This window comes from Streptomyces scabiei 87.22, assembly GCF_000091305.1.
GTDB classification, from domain to species: domain Bacteria; phylum Actinomycetota; class Actinomycetes; order Streptomycetales; family Streptomycetaceae; genus Streptomyces; species Streptomyces scabiei.
Window position 1 is genome coordinate 475137 of record NC_013929.1, and the last position, 15680, is coordinate 490816.

The following is a 15680-nucleotide window of genomic DNA, read 5'->3' on the forward strand; positions in this document are numbered from 1 at the left end:
TTCGCCCGGCGGGCGGTGCGCCATCCGGGAGCGCCGAGCGGGTGAACGGCGGTCGGCGTGCGGGTGCCGTGGCCCGGTGATGCAATGGGTCCGTGGGGGAGGTTTGAGGGGGCGGCCGTCGGCACCAGGGATGACATCATGAGCGACGCACTCGAAGAAGAAGTGGGCCCGATCGACTACCTGGTCGTCGAGTTCCCCGGCAGCCGGATGACGGGCGAGGGTCTTCCCCTGCTGGTCGATCTCGTGGACCGCGGCCTCATCAGGATCCTCGATCTCGTGTTCGTCAGGAAGAACGACGACGGCTCCGTGACCGGCCTGGAGATCGCCGACTTCACCGGCGACGGCGAACTCGACCTGTCCGTCTTCGAGGGCGCGTCGTCCGGGCTCCTCGGTCAGGACGACGTGGAGGAGGCGGCCGTCGCCCTGCGACCGGGCAGTTCCGCCGGGATTCTGGTCTACGAGAACCGGTGGGCCGCGCCGTTCGCCGCGGCGCTGCGCCGGGGCGGTGCCGAACTGGTCGCGTCCGGACGCATCCCGGTGCCCGCGCTCGTCGCCGCCCTGGACGCCACCGAATCCACTCCGTGAGAGCGGCCGGTCGGTCGACCGGCAGAAGGAGAACGGTCATGCCAGGTCTCATCCGCGGGGTCGCCCGCACCGCCGTCGTCGCCGGAACGGCGACCGCGGTGTCGAACCGTGTGAACCGCCGTCAGCAAGGACGATGGGCCGCGCAGCAGCAGTACGCCTACGACGCGCCCGCGCCGGCCCCCGCGCCCCCGGCGGGTTCCGCGGCCCCCGACATGGGCGACCGGATCGAACAGCTGAAGCAGCTCGGGGAACTCAAGACACAGGGCGTGCTCACCGAGACCGAGTTCGAGGAACAGAAGCGCAGGCTCCTGGAGGCATGAGCACCGGTCACGGGCCCCGGAGAGCCGCGCACCGGCGCCGGTACCCGCCCGGCGGCGACCGGCTGGCAGCGTGGCCCCCTCCGCCCGAGGGATCTGAGGGCGCCACACCGCCGGGCGGTGTCCAGGAGTGCGTCAGAGGCAGGCTTGCGGCAACGCGCGGCCGACGTCCGTCCGCCACCAGCGCGGCGGCTACGGCGGGCCGCCCCTCGGGCGTCCTGCCCGTTCCGGCACTCCCGCCAGGCCAAGGTCGGCCGTCGGGAGTCACGCCCGCTCCGGCGCTCCGGCCCAGGGCCGCCCGCCGCGGGCCCTACCCCTTCCGTCCGTGCGCCGACGGCACCCGCCACACCAGGGTCGTACCGCCGCCGGGCGGCCCGCTCGTCTCCAGTGCGCCGCCCGCCTCGCGGGCCCGTTCGGCCATGTTGCGCAGGCCGCTGCGGCGGCCTCCGGCGGGGATGCCCACCCCGTTGTCGGAGACCGTGAGGCACAGGTGCGAGGCATCGGCCTCCAGGACGACGTCGACCCGGGAGGCGTGAGCGTGCCGGGCGACGTTCGTCAGGGACTCGGAGAGGACGGCGACCACGTGGTCGGCCAGCCCCTTGGAGACCCCGGTGTCCAGCAGGCCCTCCAGCCGCAGACTGGGAGCGAACCCCAGGACCTGCGCCGCCTCACCGACCGCCCGCACCGCGCGGGCCCGCAGCCCGGCTCCGGCGGCACCCTCTCGGGAGCGCAGCCCGAAGATGGTCGATCTGATGATCTTGATGGTCTCGTCGAGGTCGTCCACCGCCCGCAGCACCCGCTCGGACGCCTCCGGGTGCTCGATGAAGCGGCCGGCGCTCTGCAGCGTCATCCCGGTGGCGAACAGGCGCTGGATGGCGAGGTCGTGCAGGTCCCGGGCGATCCGGTCGCGGTCCTCCAGCAGCGCGATCTGTTCGGCGTCCCGGCGGCGCTCCGTCAGCTCCATGACCACCGCCGCCTGCGCGGCGAAACCCTGCAGACGCTCGATCTCCGGCTCGGTGAACTCGGTGCGGCCCGCCGCGCGGGCCAGCAGCAGGATGCCCCGCGTCCCCTCACCCGACCCGATGGGAACGGCCACGGCCGGCCCCAGGCCCGTGAAGCGCGGCGCGCCCGTCGTGCCGGTCTCCTCCCGGGAGACGTCCACGCTGGTGACGGGGGACGCGGAGGTGAAGGCCCGGCCGATCAGCGGGTCCGTCCGGGACAGCACCAGTCCCCGGTGCGCCCGCGCGCCCTCTCCGATGGCCAGGTCAACGGTGAGCGACTCGGTGCCCTCCATCGGCACCGCGACGACGGCCAGCGCCGCGGTCATGATCTCCCGGGCCCGTTCCGCGATCAGCCGGAGGACCTCGCCGGGTCCGTCGCCGGACATCAGACTGTGGGTGATCTCGGCGGTGGCCCGCAGCCACCGCTCCCGCAGCCGCGACTCCTCGTACAACCGCGCGTTGTCGATCGCCACGCCGGCCGCCACCGCCAGCGTCGACAGCACCGACTCGTCCTCCTCGTCGAACTGCGCCCCGCCCCGCTTCTCCGTCAGGTAGAGGTTGCCGAACACCTGCTCACGCACCCGGATCGGCACCCCCAGGAACGTACTCATCGGCGGATGATTGGGCGGGAAGCCGTACGACGCCGGATGCTCGGACAGGCTCGCGAGCCGCAACGGCTCCGGATGTCTGATCAACTCCCCCAGGATCCCGTGCCCTTCCGGATAGGCACCGATCCGCGCGATCTGCTCCTCACTCACGCCCACCGTGTGGAAGGCGGACAGCCGCCTGCCGTCCGGTCCGATCACCCCCAGCGCCGCGAACTCCGCGTCGACCAGCACCGCGGCGGCCTCCACGATGCTCCGCAGCGCCTGCTGCAGCTCCAGTTCCCGGCCGACCGACAGCACTGCCTCCAGCAGGCTGTGCACCCGGTCACGCGTCCCCCGCGCCGCGTCCAGCCGGGCCTGCAACTCCTCCAGCAACTCGTCCAGCCGCAGCTGCGGCAGCCGTACACGAGCCTCCCCGGACCTCTCGCCACTCGCCACCGGTGCCGCCCCTCCACATGTCCCGCAGGCTGCCGGCAGCCGCCCGTTCCGCCGTTGTCGTGAGCCACGGTAACGGCCCGTCAGGGAACGGTGGCGGACCCGGTCGGGGCACGGTCAGTGGGTGTGCACCGCCCACTGCCTGCTACGGCCTGTCCTGCCGCAGCCGGTCCTGGGCCTGGGTGGCGATGACGGCGGCCTGGACGCGGCGCTCCACACCGAGCTTGGCGAGCAGGCGGGAGATGTGGTTCTTCACCGTCTTCTCGGCGAGGAAGAGTCTCTGACCGATCTGGCGGTTGGTCAGGCCCTCACCGATGAGGGCGAGGATCTCCCGCTCCCGTCCGGTCAGGCCCGGCAGCGCCTCGGGCTCCCGCTCCTCCTGCGGACCCTGGCGCAGCCGGGCCATCAGCCGGGCGGTGGCGCTGGGGTCGAGCAAAGACTGGCCCGCGGCCACCGTGCGCACCGCCGACACCAGGTCCGAGCCCCGGATCTGCTTCAGGACGTACCCCGAGGCGCCCGCCATGATCGAGTCCAGCAGGGCCTCCTCGTCGTCGAAGGAGGTCAGCATCAGACACGCCAGCTCCGGCATGCGCGAGCGCAGCTCCCGGCACACGGTGATCCCGTCGCCGTCGGGCAGCCGGACGTCGAGCACCGCCACCTGCGGGCGCAGGGCCGGAACGCGGACGAGGGCCTGCTCCACGGTTCCGGCCTCGCCGGTCACCGAGATGTCCGGCTCGTCGTTCAGCAGATCGCGCACTCCCCGGCGCACGACCTCGTGGTCGTCCAGCAGGAAGACACGGATCGGGCCGTCCGGGCCCGGCTGCTCGCTGACCGGCATCGATCCACTCCTCGGTTCCGCACTCCGCGCCGTCCTGCCCCCGAGGTCAGAATCGGCCTCCACCCGACGATCCTCGTCGTGTCGGGGCCGGACGGCCAGGGCCGGTCGGCCCTGTTTCGCACGCGGTTCGTCCAGGGGCTGCTCACGCCGGAACGGCGAGGACGTCGTGGCGGGGTCCGCCGAGGACGACCTTGAGCGCTCCGGTGTCGTTGGCGCGGGAGAAGACGTCGTACGCCTCCTCCATCCCGTCCAGCGGGAAGGTGTGCGTGACCAGGGACGAGGTCGGCAGCCGCCCGGCGGCGGCCATCCGCAGCAGCATGGGCGTGGAGCGGGTGTCCACCAGGCCCGTCGTGATGGTCACGTTCTTGATCCACAGGTCTTCGAGGTGCAGGGTGGCCGGTTCGCCGTGCACACCGATGTTGGCCACGTGTCCGCCGGGGCGCACCATGCGGGTGCAGAGTTCGAAGGTCTCCGGGACGCCGACGGCCTCGATCACGACGTCCGCGCCGAGCCCGTCGGTGAGGTCGGAGACCAGCTGCTCCGGCGCCTCCCGGGCATCGGCCACGGCGTCCGCCCCGAGCCGCCTGGCGGCCTCCAGCCGGGCCGGGGCCAGGTCGACGGCGACGATCCGCTCGGGCGAGTACAGCCGGGCGGTGGCGATCGCGGCGAGGCCGATGGGGCCGGCACCGACGACGGCGACGGTGTCGCCGGGACCCACGTGCCCGTTGACCACACCCACCTCGTAGGAGGTGGGGAAGATGTCCGCCAGGAGCACCGCCTCCTCGCCGGCCAGCGTGCTGGGCAGCGGGTGCACGGACAGGTCCGCGAACGGGACGCGGACGTACTCGGCCTGGGTGCCGTCGATCAGGTGCCCGAGGATCCAGCCTCCGCCGCCCAGGCACTGACCGTACGCTCCCTCGCGGCAGAAGCGGCAGCGGCCGCAGGCGGTGATGCAGGAGACGAGCACACGGTCGCCGGGCCGCACGGTGCGTACGCCGCCACCGACCTCGACGGCCTCACCGACGGCCTCGTGCCCCAGGACCGTGCCGGGGCGGACGTCGGGCACGTCGCCCTTGAGGATGTGCAGGTCCGTCCCGCAGATCGTGACGGTGTCGACGCGGACGATCACGTCGGTGGGGTCCTTGATCCCCGGGTCGGGCACATCCTGCCAGGACGACTGTCCGGGGCCGTGGAACACGAAGCCCTTCATGACGATCCCTGCCTTTCCGTGTCTCGCCGGGTCCCGCGCGGTCCGGCTGCTCCACGCGCGGGCCCGGTCCGTCCGGCCGCGGGGCGGTGCCGTTCTCGCCCCACAGATCCAGCTTGTCCCTCCGGACCGGACCGCGCACGGGCCGGGCCCGGGCCGGCCGCCGTTTTGAGGGACGCCGCACGACGGTGTCAGGCCCAGTGCCAGTCGGCGACCTCCGGCAGATCGGTGCCGTGCTCGCGGATCCAGGCATGGTGGCGGGTACGGGTGTCGGCCATCTGCTGGCGTACGGCGGCGGCCCGGACGGCGAGGCCGGGCACGCGGTCGATGACGTCCATGACCAGCCGGTAGCGGTCGAGGTCGTTGCGGACGACCATGTCGAAGGGCGTGGTCGTCGTGCCCGACTCCTTGTAGCCGCGTACGTGCAGGTTCCGGTGGCCCGTGCGGCGGTAGGCGAGGCGGTGCACGAGCCACGGATAGCCGTGGTAGGCGAAGATCACCGGCTTGTCGGTGGTGAACAGGCCGTCGTACTCGAAGTCGCTCATCCCGTGCGGGTGTTCCTCGCGCGGCAGCAGCCGGGTCATGTCGACGACGTTGACCACCCGGACGGCGAGCTGCGGCAGATGGCGGCGCAGCAGCTGCGCCGCGGCCAGGATCTCCTGGGTGGGCACGTCGCCGGCACAGGCGAGGACGACGTCCGGTTCGCCGCCGTTCTCGCTGCCCGCCCACTCCCAGATCCCGGCTCCGCGCGCGCAGTGGGCGCGGGCCTGGTCCATGGACAGCCAGTCGAAGCAGGGCTGTTTGCCGGCCACGATCACGTTGACGAGGTCGCGGCTGCGCAGGGCGTGGTCGGCGACGGACAGGAGGGTGTTGGCGTCCGGGGGCAGGTAGACGCGGACGACCTCGGGGCTCTTGTTGAGGACGTGGTCGACGAAGCCGGGGTCCTGGTGGGAGAAGCCGTTGTGGTCCTGGCGCCAGACGTGGGACGTGAGCAGGTAGGTGAGGGAGGCGACGGGCGCCCGCCAGGACAGCTCCCGGGAGGTCCGCAGCCACTTGATGTGCTGGTTGACCATGGAGTCGACGATGTGCACGAACGCCTCGTAGCAGGAGAACAGACCGTGTCGGCCGGTGAGCAGGTAGCCCTCCAGCCAGCCCTGGCAGAGGTGTTCGGAGAGGATCTCCAGTACCCGGCCGTGCCGGTCGAGGTGTTCGTCGACCGGGAGGTGTTCGGCCTGCCAGGCCTTGCCGCTGGCGTCGAAGACGGCCTGCAGCCGGTTGGAGGCGGTCTCGTCCGGTCCGACGACCCGGAAGTCCCGGCGCGAGCGGGTGTCCCGCATGATCCGGGCCAGGAGGTCACCGAGGACCCGGGTCGGTTCGTGGAGCGTCGTGCCCGGCTTGTCCACCGGTACGGCGAAGTCGTCCAGGGGGCGGATGGGGAGGTCGCGGAGGAGGAGGCCGCCGTTGGCGTGCGGGGTGGCGCCCAGTCGCCTGGTGCCGGAGGGGATGTGGGCGAGGACGTCGGCGACGGGCCGGCCGTCCGGGCCGAACAGCTCCTGGGGCCGGTACGAGCGCAGCCAGGTCTCCAACTGCCGGAGGTGTTCCGGGTTCTCGCGTACCCCGGCGAGCGGGACCTGGTGGGCGCGCCAGGTCCCTTCGACGGGCAGGCCGTCGACCTCGGCGGGGCCGGTCCAGCCCTTGGGGGTGCGCAGCACGATCATCGGCCAGTGGGCGCGTTCGGCGACGCCGTCCTCGCGTGCGGTGCGCTGCAGGCGGGCGATGCGGTCCAGTGCCTCGTCGAAGGCGTGGGCCAGGGCGCGGTGGACGGTGGCCGGGTCGTCGCCGGTGACGTGGAGGGGGGTGTGGCCGTAGCCGCGCAGCAGGGCGTCGAGTTCGGCCTGGGGCAGGCGGGACAGGACCGTCGGGTTGGCGATCTTGTAGCCGTTGAGGTGGAGGATCGGCAGGACGGCACCGTCGTGGACCGGGTCGAGGAACTTGTTGGAGTGCCAGGAGGCGGCCAGGGGCCCGGTCTCCGCCTCGCCGTCGCCGATGACGCAGGTCACCAGCAGGCCGGGGTTGTCGAAGGCGGCGCCGTAGGCATGGGCGAGGGAGTAGCCGAGTTCACCGCCCTCGTGGATCGAGCCCGGCACCTCGGGGGCCACATGGCTCGGTACCCCGCCGGGGAAGGAGAACTGCCGGAAGAGCCGTGCCATGCCGGGCGCGTCGCGTGTGACGTCCGGGTAGGTCTCGCTGTAGCTGCCGTCCAGCCAGGAGCCGGCCAGGACGGACGGCCCGCCGTGACCGGGCCCCCAGACGCACAGGGCGTCCAGGTCGCGTGCTGAGATCACCCGGTTGAGGTGGGTGTAGACCAGGTTCAGGCCCGGCGAGGTGCCCCAGTGACCGAGCAGCCGCGGCTTGATGTGTTCAGGGAGCAGCGGTTCGGTCAGCAGCGGGTTCGCCCGGAGGTAGATCTGTCCGGCCGCGAGGTAGTTGGCGGCCCGCCAGTGGGCGTCCAGGGTGCGCAGCTCGTCGTCGGAAAGTACGGTGACGTTCTGGTGTTCGACCTGGGTCATGGGTGACTCCGGAACTCATCGACGGGGGTCGTCGGGCGGTGGAGGACGGCATGGCCGGCAAGAAGGCGACCAAGGTGTCGCGGGCGGCGTACGAGCAGGAACTGCTGCGGCTGCAGACGGAGTTGGTGAAACTCCAGGAATGGGTGCGGGCCGAGGGCGCCCGGCTGGTCGTGGTCTTCGAAGGGCGGGACGCGGCGGGCAAGGGCGGCACCATCAAGCGGGTCGCCGAGCACCTGAACCCCCGGGTCGCCCGGATCGCGGCGCTCCCCAAGCCGACGGAGCGCGAGCGCACCCAGTGGTACTTCCAGCGGTACGTCGAGCAGTTGCCGGCAGCCGGGGAGATCGTGCTGTTCGACCGGTCCTGGTACAACCGGGCCGGCGTCGAACACGTCATGGGCTTCTGCACCCAGGAGGAATACCAGCTTTTCCTCCGTCAATGCCCCCTTTTCGAGCGTATGTTGGTCGAGGACGGGATCCTGCTGCGCAAGTACTGGTTCTCGGTGAGCGACACCGAGCAGCAGGAGCGCTTCCGGCGCCGGCTGGAGGACCCGCTGCGGCGCTGGAAGCTGTCGCCGATGGACCTGGAGTCGCTCACGCACTGGGAGGCGTACTCCCGCGCCAAGGACGAGATGATGGTGCACACCGACCTCACCGAGGCGCCCTGGTACGTGGTCGAGAGCGACGACAAGCGCCGGGCCCGGCTGAACATGATCGCCCATCTGCTGGCGTCGGTGCCGTACCACGAGGTGCCGCCGCCGGTGCTCGAGCTGCCCGAGCGCCCGGCGTCGACCGGCTACGAGCGTCCGCCGCGCGATCTGCGGACCTACGTGCCGGATCACGCGGCGGGTCTCTGAGCGGCCGGTCACCGCGCTCACTCCCGCTCGGGCACGATCACCACCGGGCAGGCGGAGTGGTGCAGCACGCCGTGCGTCACCCGGCCGAGCTGGAGCCCGAAGTGCCGGGGCCGGCGCCTGGCGCCCACGATCAGGAGGTCGGCGTCCCGGGAGGCCCCCGCCAGCACGGTCCGGGCGTGACCCTCGACGGTACGGCGGTGCAGCCGCACGTCGTCGGGGGCGTCCTGAAGAGCCGCTTCCAGACCGTGCGCGGCCCGCTCCTCGTGCGGCCGGGAAGCCTCCCCGGCCAGCAGGGGATGGTCGGTGGTCGTGTGGGCGGGGCGCCGCCAGGCCCGGACCGCCTCGACCTCGGCGCCACGCCGCCTTGCCTCGCCGAAGGCGAAGTCCACCGCCGCCGCGGACGCGGGCCCCTCGCCCACGCCGACGACGATCCGGCCGTGGGCGGCGGGCAGGGCCCGGTTGTCGTGGCTGCCGCGTACGACGACCATCGGACAGTGGGCGTGAGCGGCCACCGTCAGGCTCACCGACCCCACCAGCGCCTCGGTGAGACTGCTGCGGCCCCGGGTGCCCGTCACCAGCAGGGAGGCCGTACGGCTCTCCCTGAGCAGGGTGTACTCGGGCTCCTCCGGCACCACGTCGGTGGTGACCCTCACCTCCGGGCGACGGAGCCGGGCGCGCCGGGCCGCGGTCTCCATGATCGCGTCGATCCGCGTCCGTTCGGACGGCTCGCCCAGGTCGTCGGCGAGCGCGTCCCCCTCGTACCGCTCCCACAGCGAGGCGAACACCAGCCGCAGCGGCGCCCCGCGCAGGGCGGCCTCGTCGGCGGCCCAGTCCACGGCCCGCAGGCTCGGCCCGGAGCCGTCCACGCCGACGACGACCGGCAGGTCCTTTGTCATCCCGCTCACCGTCCCGCACCGAGGTCGAACCCGATTCTGTCCCGGACCCGGCCGCGCGGCACCTCGTCGAGGCGGTCGGCGACCGCGGACGGCGGGCGGGGCGCGCGGACGGCCAGGGGCTCGTGGCGGGCCAGGGGCTCGTGGCGGGCTCCGACGACCGCTGTCTTCATGGCTTCTCCTCCTCTCCGGTCGCGGCGTCAGTGGTGGGGGACGACGGCGACGGGTGCGGAGCTGTGGTGCAGGACGGCGTGGGTGACGGGGCCGATGTGGGAGCCGAAGGGGCTCCGGCGGATCCGGCGCCCCACCACGACCAGGGAGGCTTCGCGGGAGGCGTCGGCGAGGTGGTGGCCGGGGGTGCCGAAGGGGCATTCCTCGCTGACCTCGATGTCCGGGTGCTTCTCCCGCCACGGGCGCAGGGCCTCGGTCAGGGCGGTGCGCTCCTGGCGGGCGAGCGCGCGGTGCAGTTCGAGGTCGGCGGCGAGGCCGTAGGCGTAGTACGGGGGCGGGTTCCAGCCGTGGATCACGCGCAGGGTGGTGCCGCGGCGGGCGGCGGCCGCGAAGGCGAACTCGATCAGTTCCGCGTCGGGGCTGTCGGTGTCGAGGCCCAGGACGACGGGCCGGAAGGGTGCCGTCGCGGACGGGATGCCGGCGGGGTCCGTCTCGTGCTCGTCCGAGGCCAGTTCCTCGGCGCGGACCAGGACGACCGGCCGTTCGGCGCGGGCCACGACCGCGAGTGCGACGGAGCCGACCAGGAAGCCGCCGATGCCGCTCAGTCCGCGCGAGCCCAGGACCAGCAGAGCGGCGTCCTCGGCCTCGTCGTGCAGCACCTCGGAGGGCCGGCCGGAGACGTGCTCGGAGACGACCTCCAGTCCCGGGTGGCGCAGGCGGATGCCCTCGGCGGCCTCCCGGGGGATCCGCCCGGTCCAGTGCTGCTGGGTCTCCGTGCCGAGCAGGGGTGCCTGGGCGATCGGATCCGGGACGGGCTCCCAGACGTGGACCAGTTTGAGCGGCACACCGAGCAGCTGCGCCTCGCGGGCCGCCCACTCGACTGCCGAGCGGCTCTCGTGGGAGCCGTCGAGACCGACGGTGACGGTGCGGTTCATGATCTCCACCTTGTGGGGTCGGGGTACGGATCGACAGGTTCGAGCGGGGGCGCCGGGGTACCGCTTCCAGCTTCTTCCGTCCGCCGGGCCCTGAGCAGGGGCCTCAGGTCCCTGCGGAGGGCCGAACGGCCCTGTCCGGCGTCCGGGCGGGGCCGGGGCCTGCTCATGAGGCCCGCCCGCCCCTCTGCCGTAGGCACGGCGCAGGCGGCGGCGGTGACGCGCGGCGCCGCTGCGGCGGTGCGGCGGTGTGGCGGTGCGGGCGAGTCCGAGGCCGAGCGGACCGCGCGTGCACGATGTTCCCCACGGACGGGCTCCGGACGTGGTGTGATGCCCTCACTCGTCCCGCCGCCGGGCGGGCCGTCGAAGGACCTGTGGGCAGCGGAGAAGGGCACGGCATGAAACTCGGCGGAGACCTGCGGGTTGGTCCGGTGTGGCGTGGCCTCGCACCCGGCCTCGTCGCCCTCCTCGGCTACCGGCGGGCCTGGCTCAAGGGCGATCTGATCGCCGGGGCGACCGTGGCGGCGTACCTTGTTCCGCAGGTCATGGCGTACGCCGGGGTGGCGGGGCTGCCGCCGGTCGCGGGGCTGTGGGCGATCCTGCCCGCGCTGGCGCTGTACGCGGTGTTCGGTTCCTCGCGGCTGCTGTCGATCGGCCCCGAGTCCACGACCGCCCTGATGACGGCCACGGTGGTCGCCCCGCTCGCCGCCGGTGACCCCGGGCGGTACGCCGTGCTGGCCGCCACCCTCGCGATGACGGTCGGACTGCTGTGCCTGCTGGCGCGGGCGGTGCGCCTGGGATTCCTCGCGGACCTGCTCTCCCGGCCGGTGCTCATCGGCTATCTGGCGGGAGTCGCGCTGATCATGACGGTGGATCAGCTGCCCAAGCTCACCGGGGTGGACACCACCGGCTCGGCGTTCTTCGCCCAGCTGTGGTCCTTCCTCACCGACCTGGGCGAGGCCGACGTGCCGACGGTCCTGTTCTCGGCGGCCATACTCGTGCTCCTCTTCTCGGTGGCGCGCTTTCGCGCGGTGCCCGGGCCGCTGCTGGCCGTCGTCCTCGGCACGGCGGCCGTGGTGGTGCTGAACCTCGACGGCCGGTACGGTCTCGCGGTGATCGGCGAGGTGCCCTCGGGGCTGCCGGGCCTCGCGGCACCGGACCTCGGCGCGCTGCCCGAGCTGGTCCTGCCCGCGCTGGGCGTGCTGCTGGTGGCCTACACCGACTGCATCCTGACCGCCCGGGCGTTCGACGGCCCGCGAGGCGAGGGCCCTGCCCTGGACGCCAACCAGGAGTTCCTCGCCCTCGGCGCGGTCAACCTGGGCGCGGGCGCGGTGCACGGGTTCCCGGTGAGCAGCAGCGCCAGCCGGACCGCGCTGGCCTCCTCGGCGGGCGCCGGCAGCCAGGCGTACTCCCTGGTCGCGGGTGCCGCCGTCCTCGCCGTCCTGCTCCTGCTCAGCCCGCTGCTCACCCGCACGCCCGCCGCGGTGCTCGGCGCGCTCGTCGTCTACGCCGCCGTCCGCATGGTCGACCTCGCGGGATTCCGCCGGCTGGCCGCGTTCCGCCGCCGCGAACTGCTGCTCGCCCTGGGCTGCCTGGCCGGTGTGCTGGCCCTGGACATCCTGTACGGCGTGCTGGTCGCGGTGGGCCTGTCGGTGGCCGAGCTGCTGACGCGGGTGGCCCGGCCGCACGACGCCGTCCAGGGGCTGGTGCCGGGGCTGGCGGGCATGCACGACGTGGACGACCATCCGACGGCCCGCACGATCCCCGGTCTGCTGGTCTACCGCTACGACTCCCCGCTGTTCTTCGCCAACGCCGAGGACTTCCTGCGGCGCGCCCTGGCCGCCGTCGACGACCAGACCGACGAGGTCCACTGGTTCGTCCTCAACACCGAGGCGAACGTGGAGGTCGACATCACCGCCCTGGACGCCGTCGACGAACTGCGCCGTGAACTGGGCCGCCGCGGCATCGTGTTCGCCCTCGCCCGCGTCAAGCAGGACCTGCTGGACGACCTGAAGGCGTACGGCCTCCTGGACTCGGTCGGTACGGAGCACATCTTCCCGACGCTGCCGACGGCGGTGGCCGCGTACCGCGACCGGAACCCTGACCAGTAGGCGGAGGTGCGGGCCGACGCGGGCGAGGGGCCCGAAACCGTCGCACCGTGGGCCGGGCGGTTCCTCCGGCGTGCCGACCGGCCCGCGCGAGGGGCCGGACGGCCCATGGCGGCGGGGAGCGGCGGGGCACAGGCTGGGCACGGCAGTTCCGGTAGACCGCCTGGAGGCGCGCCATGATCACCACACCCACGCCCAGCATGCTGCGGGCGCTGCCCGCCGAGGATCGGCAGCGGCTGATGCGCGTCGCCCGTGAGGTGGCGTTCACGCAAGGGGAGCGGCTGTTCGAGGAGGGAAGCCGTGCCGACCGCTTCTGGATCGTCCGCACGGGCACGGTCGACCTCGACATGCGGGTGCCGGGCCGTCGGCCGGCCGTCATCGAGTCGCTCCGGCACAACGAACTCGTCGGCTGGTCCTGGCTGTTCAGCCCGCACGTGTGGCATCTGGGCGCCGAGGCGACGACGCCGGTGCGGGCGTACGAGTTCGACGCCACGGCCGTCCGTCTGATGTGCCAGGAGGACCCGGCCATGGGCCGCGCCGTCGGCCTGTGGGTCGGTGAGGTGCTGGCCCACCGCCTCCAGGCCGCACGGACACGGCTGCTGGACCTGTACGCCCCCTACGGCGGCGGTGGTGCCCGCTGAGACCGGCTCGAAGCGAAAGCGTGGCTCGTCCGCCTGCGCCGTCCCCTCCCGTCCCGGTGCAAAGACCCCACCGGGTAAATACGCCAAGTGCGGGGAAGCATGCCAGAGTCGGCGACCGCTTGGAGGGGGCGTGCACATCGCGGCCGGATTCTGGGACGGCAGTGGATCGGCGCTCCTCGGCTCGATGCTCTCGGGCGCTCTCGCGGTGGGGACCTTTTACGGCACCCGCCGGCACGAGCGGAACGTCGCACGGGAACAGCTCGCCTACGAGGCCGCCGAGGCGATCGGCCACGCGCTGCTGGTCCTGGAGGACGCCCTGAGACCTCATCCCTGGGAGACTCCCCGAGGAGACTGGCGGGCGCTGTGGCAGTCGGCCGGAGCCTTCGGCCACATCTGCATCGTGAGGATCTCCGCGCTGACCGAGCCCCCGATATTCCACGCGGTGAAAGACTTCTACAACCTGCTGCACGAGGCCCTGCGGATCATGCGGGACCAGGATCAGAACCAACAGGGCCCCGCAGCGAGCGTGAACGTGGACGTCATGCTCCTGGACGTGGTCCAGTACTTGCAGGCGGTACTGAACGCCCTCCTGGACTGGCGAAACAAGGAAGCGGCCCGCCGACCACCCGTGCCGGACTACCCCTGGCGCGGTCTCCTGCCTGCAGGGCCGCCACGCATGGTCTACCCCGACCCCTGAACGCAGGACACGGTCACGGCACCTCGGGGGCGCGTCCCGGTGGGGTCTCGGTGGCCTGGGGCGGGCGGCGGACGAGTACGGTCAGGCCGATGGCGATCCAGGCCGTGTTGAGCAGGGCGGAGGGCCATGCCTGGTGGTAGCCGGAGTTGACGGTCAGCGCCGTGGCGCCGAAGAGGTTCAGCAGCTGGAACGCGCGGCCGCCGCCGGCGATCCGCTCGGTCGAGGCCATCGCGTACGCGGCCAGGAGCAGCCCGGCCCCGCACCAGCCAGCGGCGGTGATGACCGTCTCGGCGGTCGTCACGGCGGGGGCGCGAGGTCGATGACGGCCCGGGCCCGGCCCGTGTCGTCGTTCTCGTCGTTGTCGTTCACGGCTCGATCATCCGTGCAGTGCAGCTGTACGACAAGCGAGTCTTTCTGAAGTGAGACTACAGTCCGGCTAAACGTGCGCGGCGTCGTATCGGGCGCGTGCCGTCAGCAGTTCGGCCTCGTGGGCGACGGCCCATTGCCCCATCGTGACCAGGAGTTCTCGCAGTGAACGCCCCAGGTCGGTCAGCGCGTACTCGGCCCGTGGAGGTGTCTCGTCGTGAAGGGTCCGGCTGATGAGTCCTTCACGTTCCAGTGACCGCAGCGTGCGCACCAGCATGCGGCGGCTGAGGCCCTCCACCGACCGGTCGAGCTCGTTGAAGCCGTGACTGCGCTCCGCCAGCAACGACAGCAACACCGGGCTCCATTTGTCACCGATCCGGCGCAGCAGCGCCGTAGCCGGACACCTCTCGTGATCATCGACCGTGACCGGCACGGCGACACCGGCGAAGGGCCGGTCCGCCGCAGCTTCGTGGAGGGGTGACATCAATGTGCCTTCTGACGAGACCGATGCGCCATGACCGATCCTCAGGCTACACACACGACAGAGGAGCCTCTCTTGATCGCAGTCAGCGGAGCCTCGGGGAATCTGGGCAGCTCGACCGTCCGTCACCTCGTCCGACGCACCGACGCCGGCCGCGTCCTGGCGTTGTCCCGCACCCCGGACAGGTGCGCCGACCTGGGCGTGCGCACGCGCCATGCCGACTTCGACGAACCGGACGCGCTGGCCCGGGCCCTCGACGGCGTGGAACGGCTGCTGATCGTCAGCATCGGTACGGACGACCGGCTGCCCAAGCACGTCCGAGCGATCGACGCCGCCGTGAAGGCGGGCGTGGGCCACGTCGTGTTCACCTCCCTCACGCGCGCCGGCGACCCGGGCCACCCCAATCCTCTCGTCCCCGACTACGGGGCCACCGAACGGCTGCTGGTGGAATCCGGGCTGCCGTTCACGGTGCTGCGCTTCAACGTGTGGGCCGAGATGCTGAACCTGGTCGGGGTGGCCCCTCGGGCGGTGGCCACCGGAGTCCTGCCCAGCAACAGCCGGGACGGACGCATCGGCCACCTCACCCGCGACGACAGCGCCGCGGCGGCCGCCGCCGTCCTGGCCGAGGGCGGCAGCCGGGGAGAGATCCTCGAGGTCACCGGGCCGCAGGCCGTGACCGACGCCGACATCGCCGCCGCGCTGTCCGAGGCCACCGGCCGCCCCGTACGCCACGAGGAGGTACCCGACGCGGCACACCCCCAGCGGCTCATGGACCAGGGGTTCCCCGAACACTTCGCCCACGCGTGGAGTGCCGCCGGCAGGGCAAAGCGCGACGGCTGGTACGACATGACCACGCACGCCGTCCAACGGCTCACCGGTCGGCCGGCCACCCCCGTCGTCGACTACTTCGCGGCGCACCGCGCCGAGTTGATCGGCTGATCCTGCACACGCGCGGACGAGCAGCGGACGAACGGTGAGC

At 72.6% G+C, this 15680-nt stretch carries 16 protein-coding genes; 7 read left to right on the forward strand and 9 right to left on the reverse strand.

Annotation, left to right across the window (positions count from 1 at the left end; translation table 11 throughout):
* Positions 1-138: 138 nt before the first annotated feature.
* Positions 139-585, forward strand: a complete 447-nt coding sequence (locus SCAB_RS01920) for a DUF6325 family protein (RefSeq protein ID WP_012998357.1) — start codon at positions 139-141, stop codon at positions 583-585.
* 38 nt (positions 586-623) lie between these two features.
* A complete protein-coding gene (locus SCAB_RS01925) occupies positions 624-905 on the forward strand; it encodes an SHOCT domain-containing protein (RefSeq protein ID WP_037725059.1) in 282 nt (93 codons plus the stop codon).
* Between the two features lie 307 nt (positions 906-1212).
* Here the strand turns inward: SCAB_RS01925 and SCAB_RS01930 are convergent, their stop codons facing one another.
* The 4 genes from SCAB_RS01930 to SCAB_RS01945 all read right to left on the reverse strand — a co-directional run bounded on the left by SCAB_RS01930 (position 1213) and on the right by SCAB_RS01945 (position 7558).
* The gene (locus SCAB_RS01930; RefSeq protein ID WP_012998359.1) at positions 1213-2946 is read right to left on the reverse strand and encodes a GAF domain-containing sensor histidine kinase; all 1734 of its coding nucleotides are present in this window, start codon (positions 2944-2946) and stop codon (positions 1213-1215) included.
* Between the two features lie 142 nt (positions 2947-3088).
* The gene (locus SCAB_RS01935; RefSeq protein WP_012998360.1) at positions 3089-3781 is read right to left on the reverse strand and encodes a response regulator; all 693 of its coding nucleotides are present in this window, start codon (positions 3779-3781) and stop codon (positions 3089-3091) included.
* A gap of 142 nt (positions 3782-3923) precedes the next feature.
* Positions 3924-4991, reverse strand: a complete 1068-nt coding sequence (locus SCAB_RS01940) for a zinc-dependent alcohol dehydrogenase family protein (RefSeq protein WP_012998361.1) — start codon at positions 4989-4991, stop codon at positions 3924-3926.
* A 188-nt stretch (positions 4992-5179) separates the two neighbouring features.
* Positions 5180-7558 (reverse strand): phosphoketolase family protein, encoded by a 2379-nt coding sequence (locus SCAB_RS01945; protein WP_012998362.1) that lies wholly within the window; start codon positions 7556-7558, stop codon positions 5180-5182.
* 50 nt (positions 7559-7608) lie between these two features.
* On the opposite strand from SCAB_RS01945, the gene ppk2 reads away from it, so the two are divergent.
* Positions 7609-8412, forward strand: coding sequence for a polyphosphate kinase 2 (gene ppk2 / locus SCAB_RS01950; protein WP_037724926.1), 804 nt, complete (start codon positions 7609-7611; stop codon positions 8410-8412).
* A 17-nt stretch (positions 8413-8429) separates the two neighbouring features.
* Here the strand turns inward: ppk2 and SCAB_RS01955 are convergent, their stop codons facing one another.
* The 3 genes from SCAB_RS01955 to SCAB_RS01960 are packed head-to-tail and all read right to left on the reverse strand — an operon-like array spanning position 8430 to position 10411.
* Entirely contained in the window at positions 8430-9308 is an 879-nt protein-coding gene (locus SCAB_RS01955) for a universal stress protein (RefSeq protein WP_041668834.1), read from the reverse strand.
* Between the two features lie 5 nt (positions 9309-9313).
* Entirely contained in the window at positions 9314-9478 is a 165-nt protein-coding gene (locus SCAB_RS47245) for a hypothetical protein (protein ID WP_012998365.1), read from the reverse strand.
* A gap of 27 nt (positions 9479-9505) precedes the next feature.
* The gene (locus SCAB_RS01960) at positions 9506-10411 is read right to left on the reverse strand and encodes a universal stress protein (protein WP_041668836.1); all 906 of its coding nucleotides are present in this window, start codon (positions 10409-10411) and stop codon (positions 9506-9508) included.
* Positions 10412-10806: 395 nt separating this feature from the next.
* On the opposite strand from SCAB_RS01960, the gene SCAB_RS01965 reads away from it, so the two are divergent.
* From SCAB_RS01965 to SCAB_RS01975, 3 genes are all read left to right on the forward strand, one after another.
* The gene (locus SCAB_RS01965) at positions 10807-12519 is read left to right on the forward strand and encodes a SulP family inorganic anion transporter (protein WP_041668838.1); all 1713 of its coding nucleotides are present in this window, start codon (positions 10807-10809) and stop codon (positions 12517-12519) included.
* A gap of 173 nt (positions 12520-12692) precedes the next feature.
* Positions 12693-13157 (forward strand): cyclic nucleotide-binding domain-containing protein, encoded by a 465-nt coding sequence (locus SCAB_RS01970; protein ID WP_012998368.1) that lies wholly within the window; start codon positions 12693-12695, stop codon positions 13155-13157.
* Between the two features lie 130 nt (positions 13158-13287).
* Positions 13288-13854 carry a hypothetical protein gene (locus SCAB_RS01975; RefSeq protein ID WP_012998369.1) on the forward strand — a complete coding sequence of 189 codons (567 nt, stop codon included), beginning with the start codon at positions 13288-13290 and terminating at the stop codon, positions 13852-13854.
* Positions 13855-13867: 13 nt separating this feature from the next.
* Here SCAB_RS01975 and SCAB_RS01980 read toward each other — a convergent pair whose 3' ends face one another.
* Both SCAB_RS01980 and SCAB_RS01985 read right to left on the reverse strand, forming a co-directional pair.
* A complete protein-coding gene (locus tag SCAB_RS01980; protein WP_012998370.1) occupies positions 13868-14155 on the reverse strand; it encodes a CBU_0592 family membrane protein in 288 nt (95 codons plus the stop codon).
* A 135-nt stretch (positions 14156-14290) separates the two neighbouring features.
* Entirely contained in the window at positions 14291-14704 is a 414-nt protein-coding gene (locus SCAB_RS01985) for a winged helix-turn-helix transcriptional regulator (protein WP_049875833.1), read from the reverse strand.
* 72 nt (positions 14705-14776) lie between these two features.
* Here SCAB_RS01985 and SCAB_RS01990 point away from each other — a divergent pair, with 72 nt between their 5' ends.
* The gene (locus tag SCAB_RS01990) at positions 14777-15640 is read left to right on the forward strand and encodes an NmrA family NAD(P)-binding protein (RefSeq protein ID WP_041668840.1); all 864 of its coding nucleotides are present in this window, start codon (positions 14777-14779) and stop codon (positions 15638-15640) included.
* Positions 15641-15680 lie beyond the last annotated feature (40 nt).

What these genes read in the sequence shown, in the direction of transcription:
- SCAB_RS01970 (WP_012998368.1), top strand. Translation starts at nt 12,693, where the DNA reads ATGATCACCACACCCACGCCCAGCATGCTGCGGGCGCTGCCCGCCGAG.
- SCAB_RS47245 (WP_012998365.1), bottom strand. Translation starts at nt 9,478, where the DNA reads ATGAAGACAGCGGTCGTCGGAGCCCGCCACGAGCCCCTGGCCCGCCAC.
- SCAB_RS01940 (WP_012998361.1), bottom strand. Translation starts at nt 4,991, where the DNA reads ATGAAGGGCTTCGTGTTCCACGGCCCCGGACAGTCGTCCTGGCAGGAT.
- SCAB_RS01920 (WP_012998357.1), top strand. Translation starts at nt 139, where the DNA reads ATGAGCGACGCACTCGAAGAAGAAGTGGGCCCGATCGACTACCTGGTC.
- SCAB_RS01985 (WP_049875833.1), bottom strand. Translation starts at nt 14,704, where the DNA reads ATGTCACCCCTCCACGAAGCTGCGGCGGACCGGCCCTTCGCCGGTGTC.
- SCAB_RS01955 (WP_041668834.1), bottom strand. Translation starts at nt 9,308, where the DNA reads ATGACAAAGGACCTGCCGGTCGTCGTCGGCGTGGACGGCTCCGGGCCG.
- SCAB_RS01925 (WP_037725059.1), top strand. Translation starts at nt 624, where the DNA reads ATGCCAGGTCTCATCCGCGGGGTCGCCCGCACCGCCGTCGTCGCCGGA.
- SCAB_RS01945 (WP_012998362.1), bottom strand. Translation starts at nt 7,558, where the DNA reads ATGACCCAGGTCGAACACCAGAACGTCACCGTACTTTCCGACGACGAG.
- SCAB_RS01935 (WP_012998360.1), bottom strand. Translation starts at nt 3,781, where the DNA reads ATGCCGGTCAGCGAGCAGCCGGGCCCGGACGGCCCGATCCGTGTCTTC.
- SCAB_RS01965 (WP_041668838.1), top strand. Translation starts at nt 10,807, where the DNA reads ATGAAACTCGGCGGAGACCTGCGGGTTGGTCCGGTGTGGCGTGGCCTC.
- SCAB_RS01960 (WP_041668836.1), bottom strand. Translation starts at nt 10,411, where the DNA reads ATGAACCGCACCGTCACCGTCGGTCTCGACGGCTCCCACGAGAGCCGC.
- ppk2 (WP_037724926.1), top strand. Translation starts at nt 7,609, where the DNA reads ATGGCCGGCAAGAAGGCGACCAAGGTGTCGCGGGCGGCGTACGAGCAG.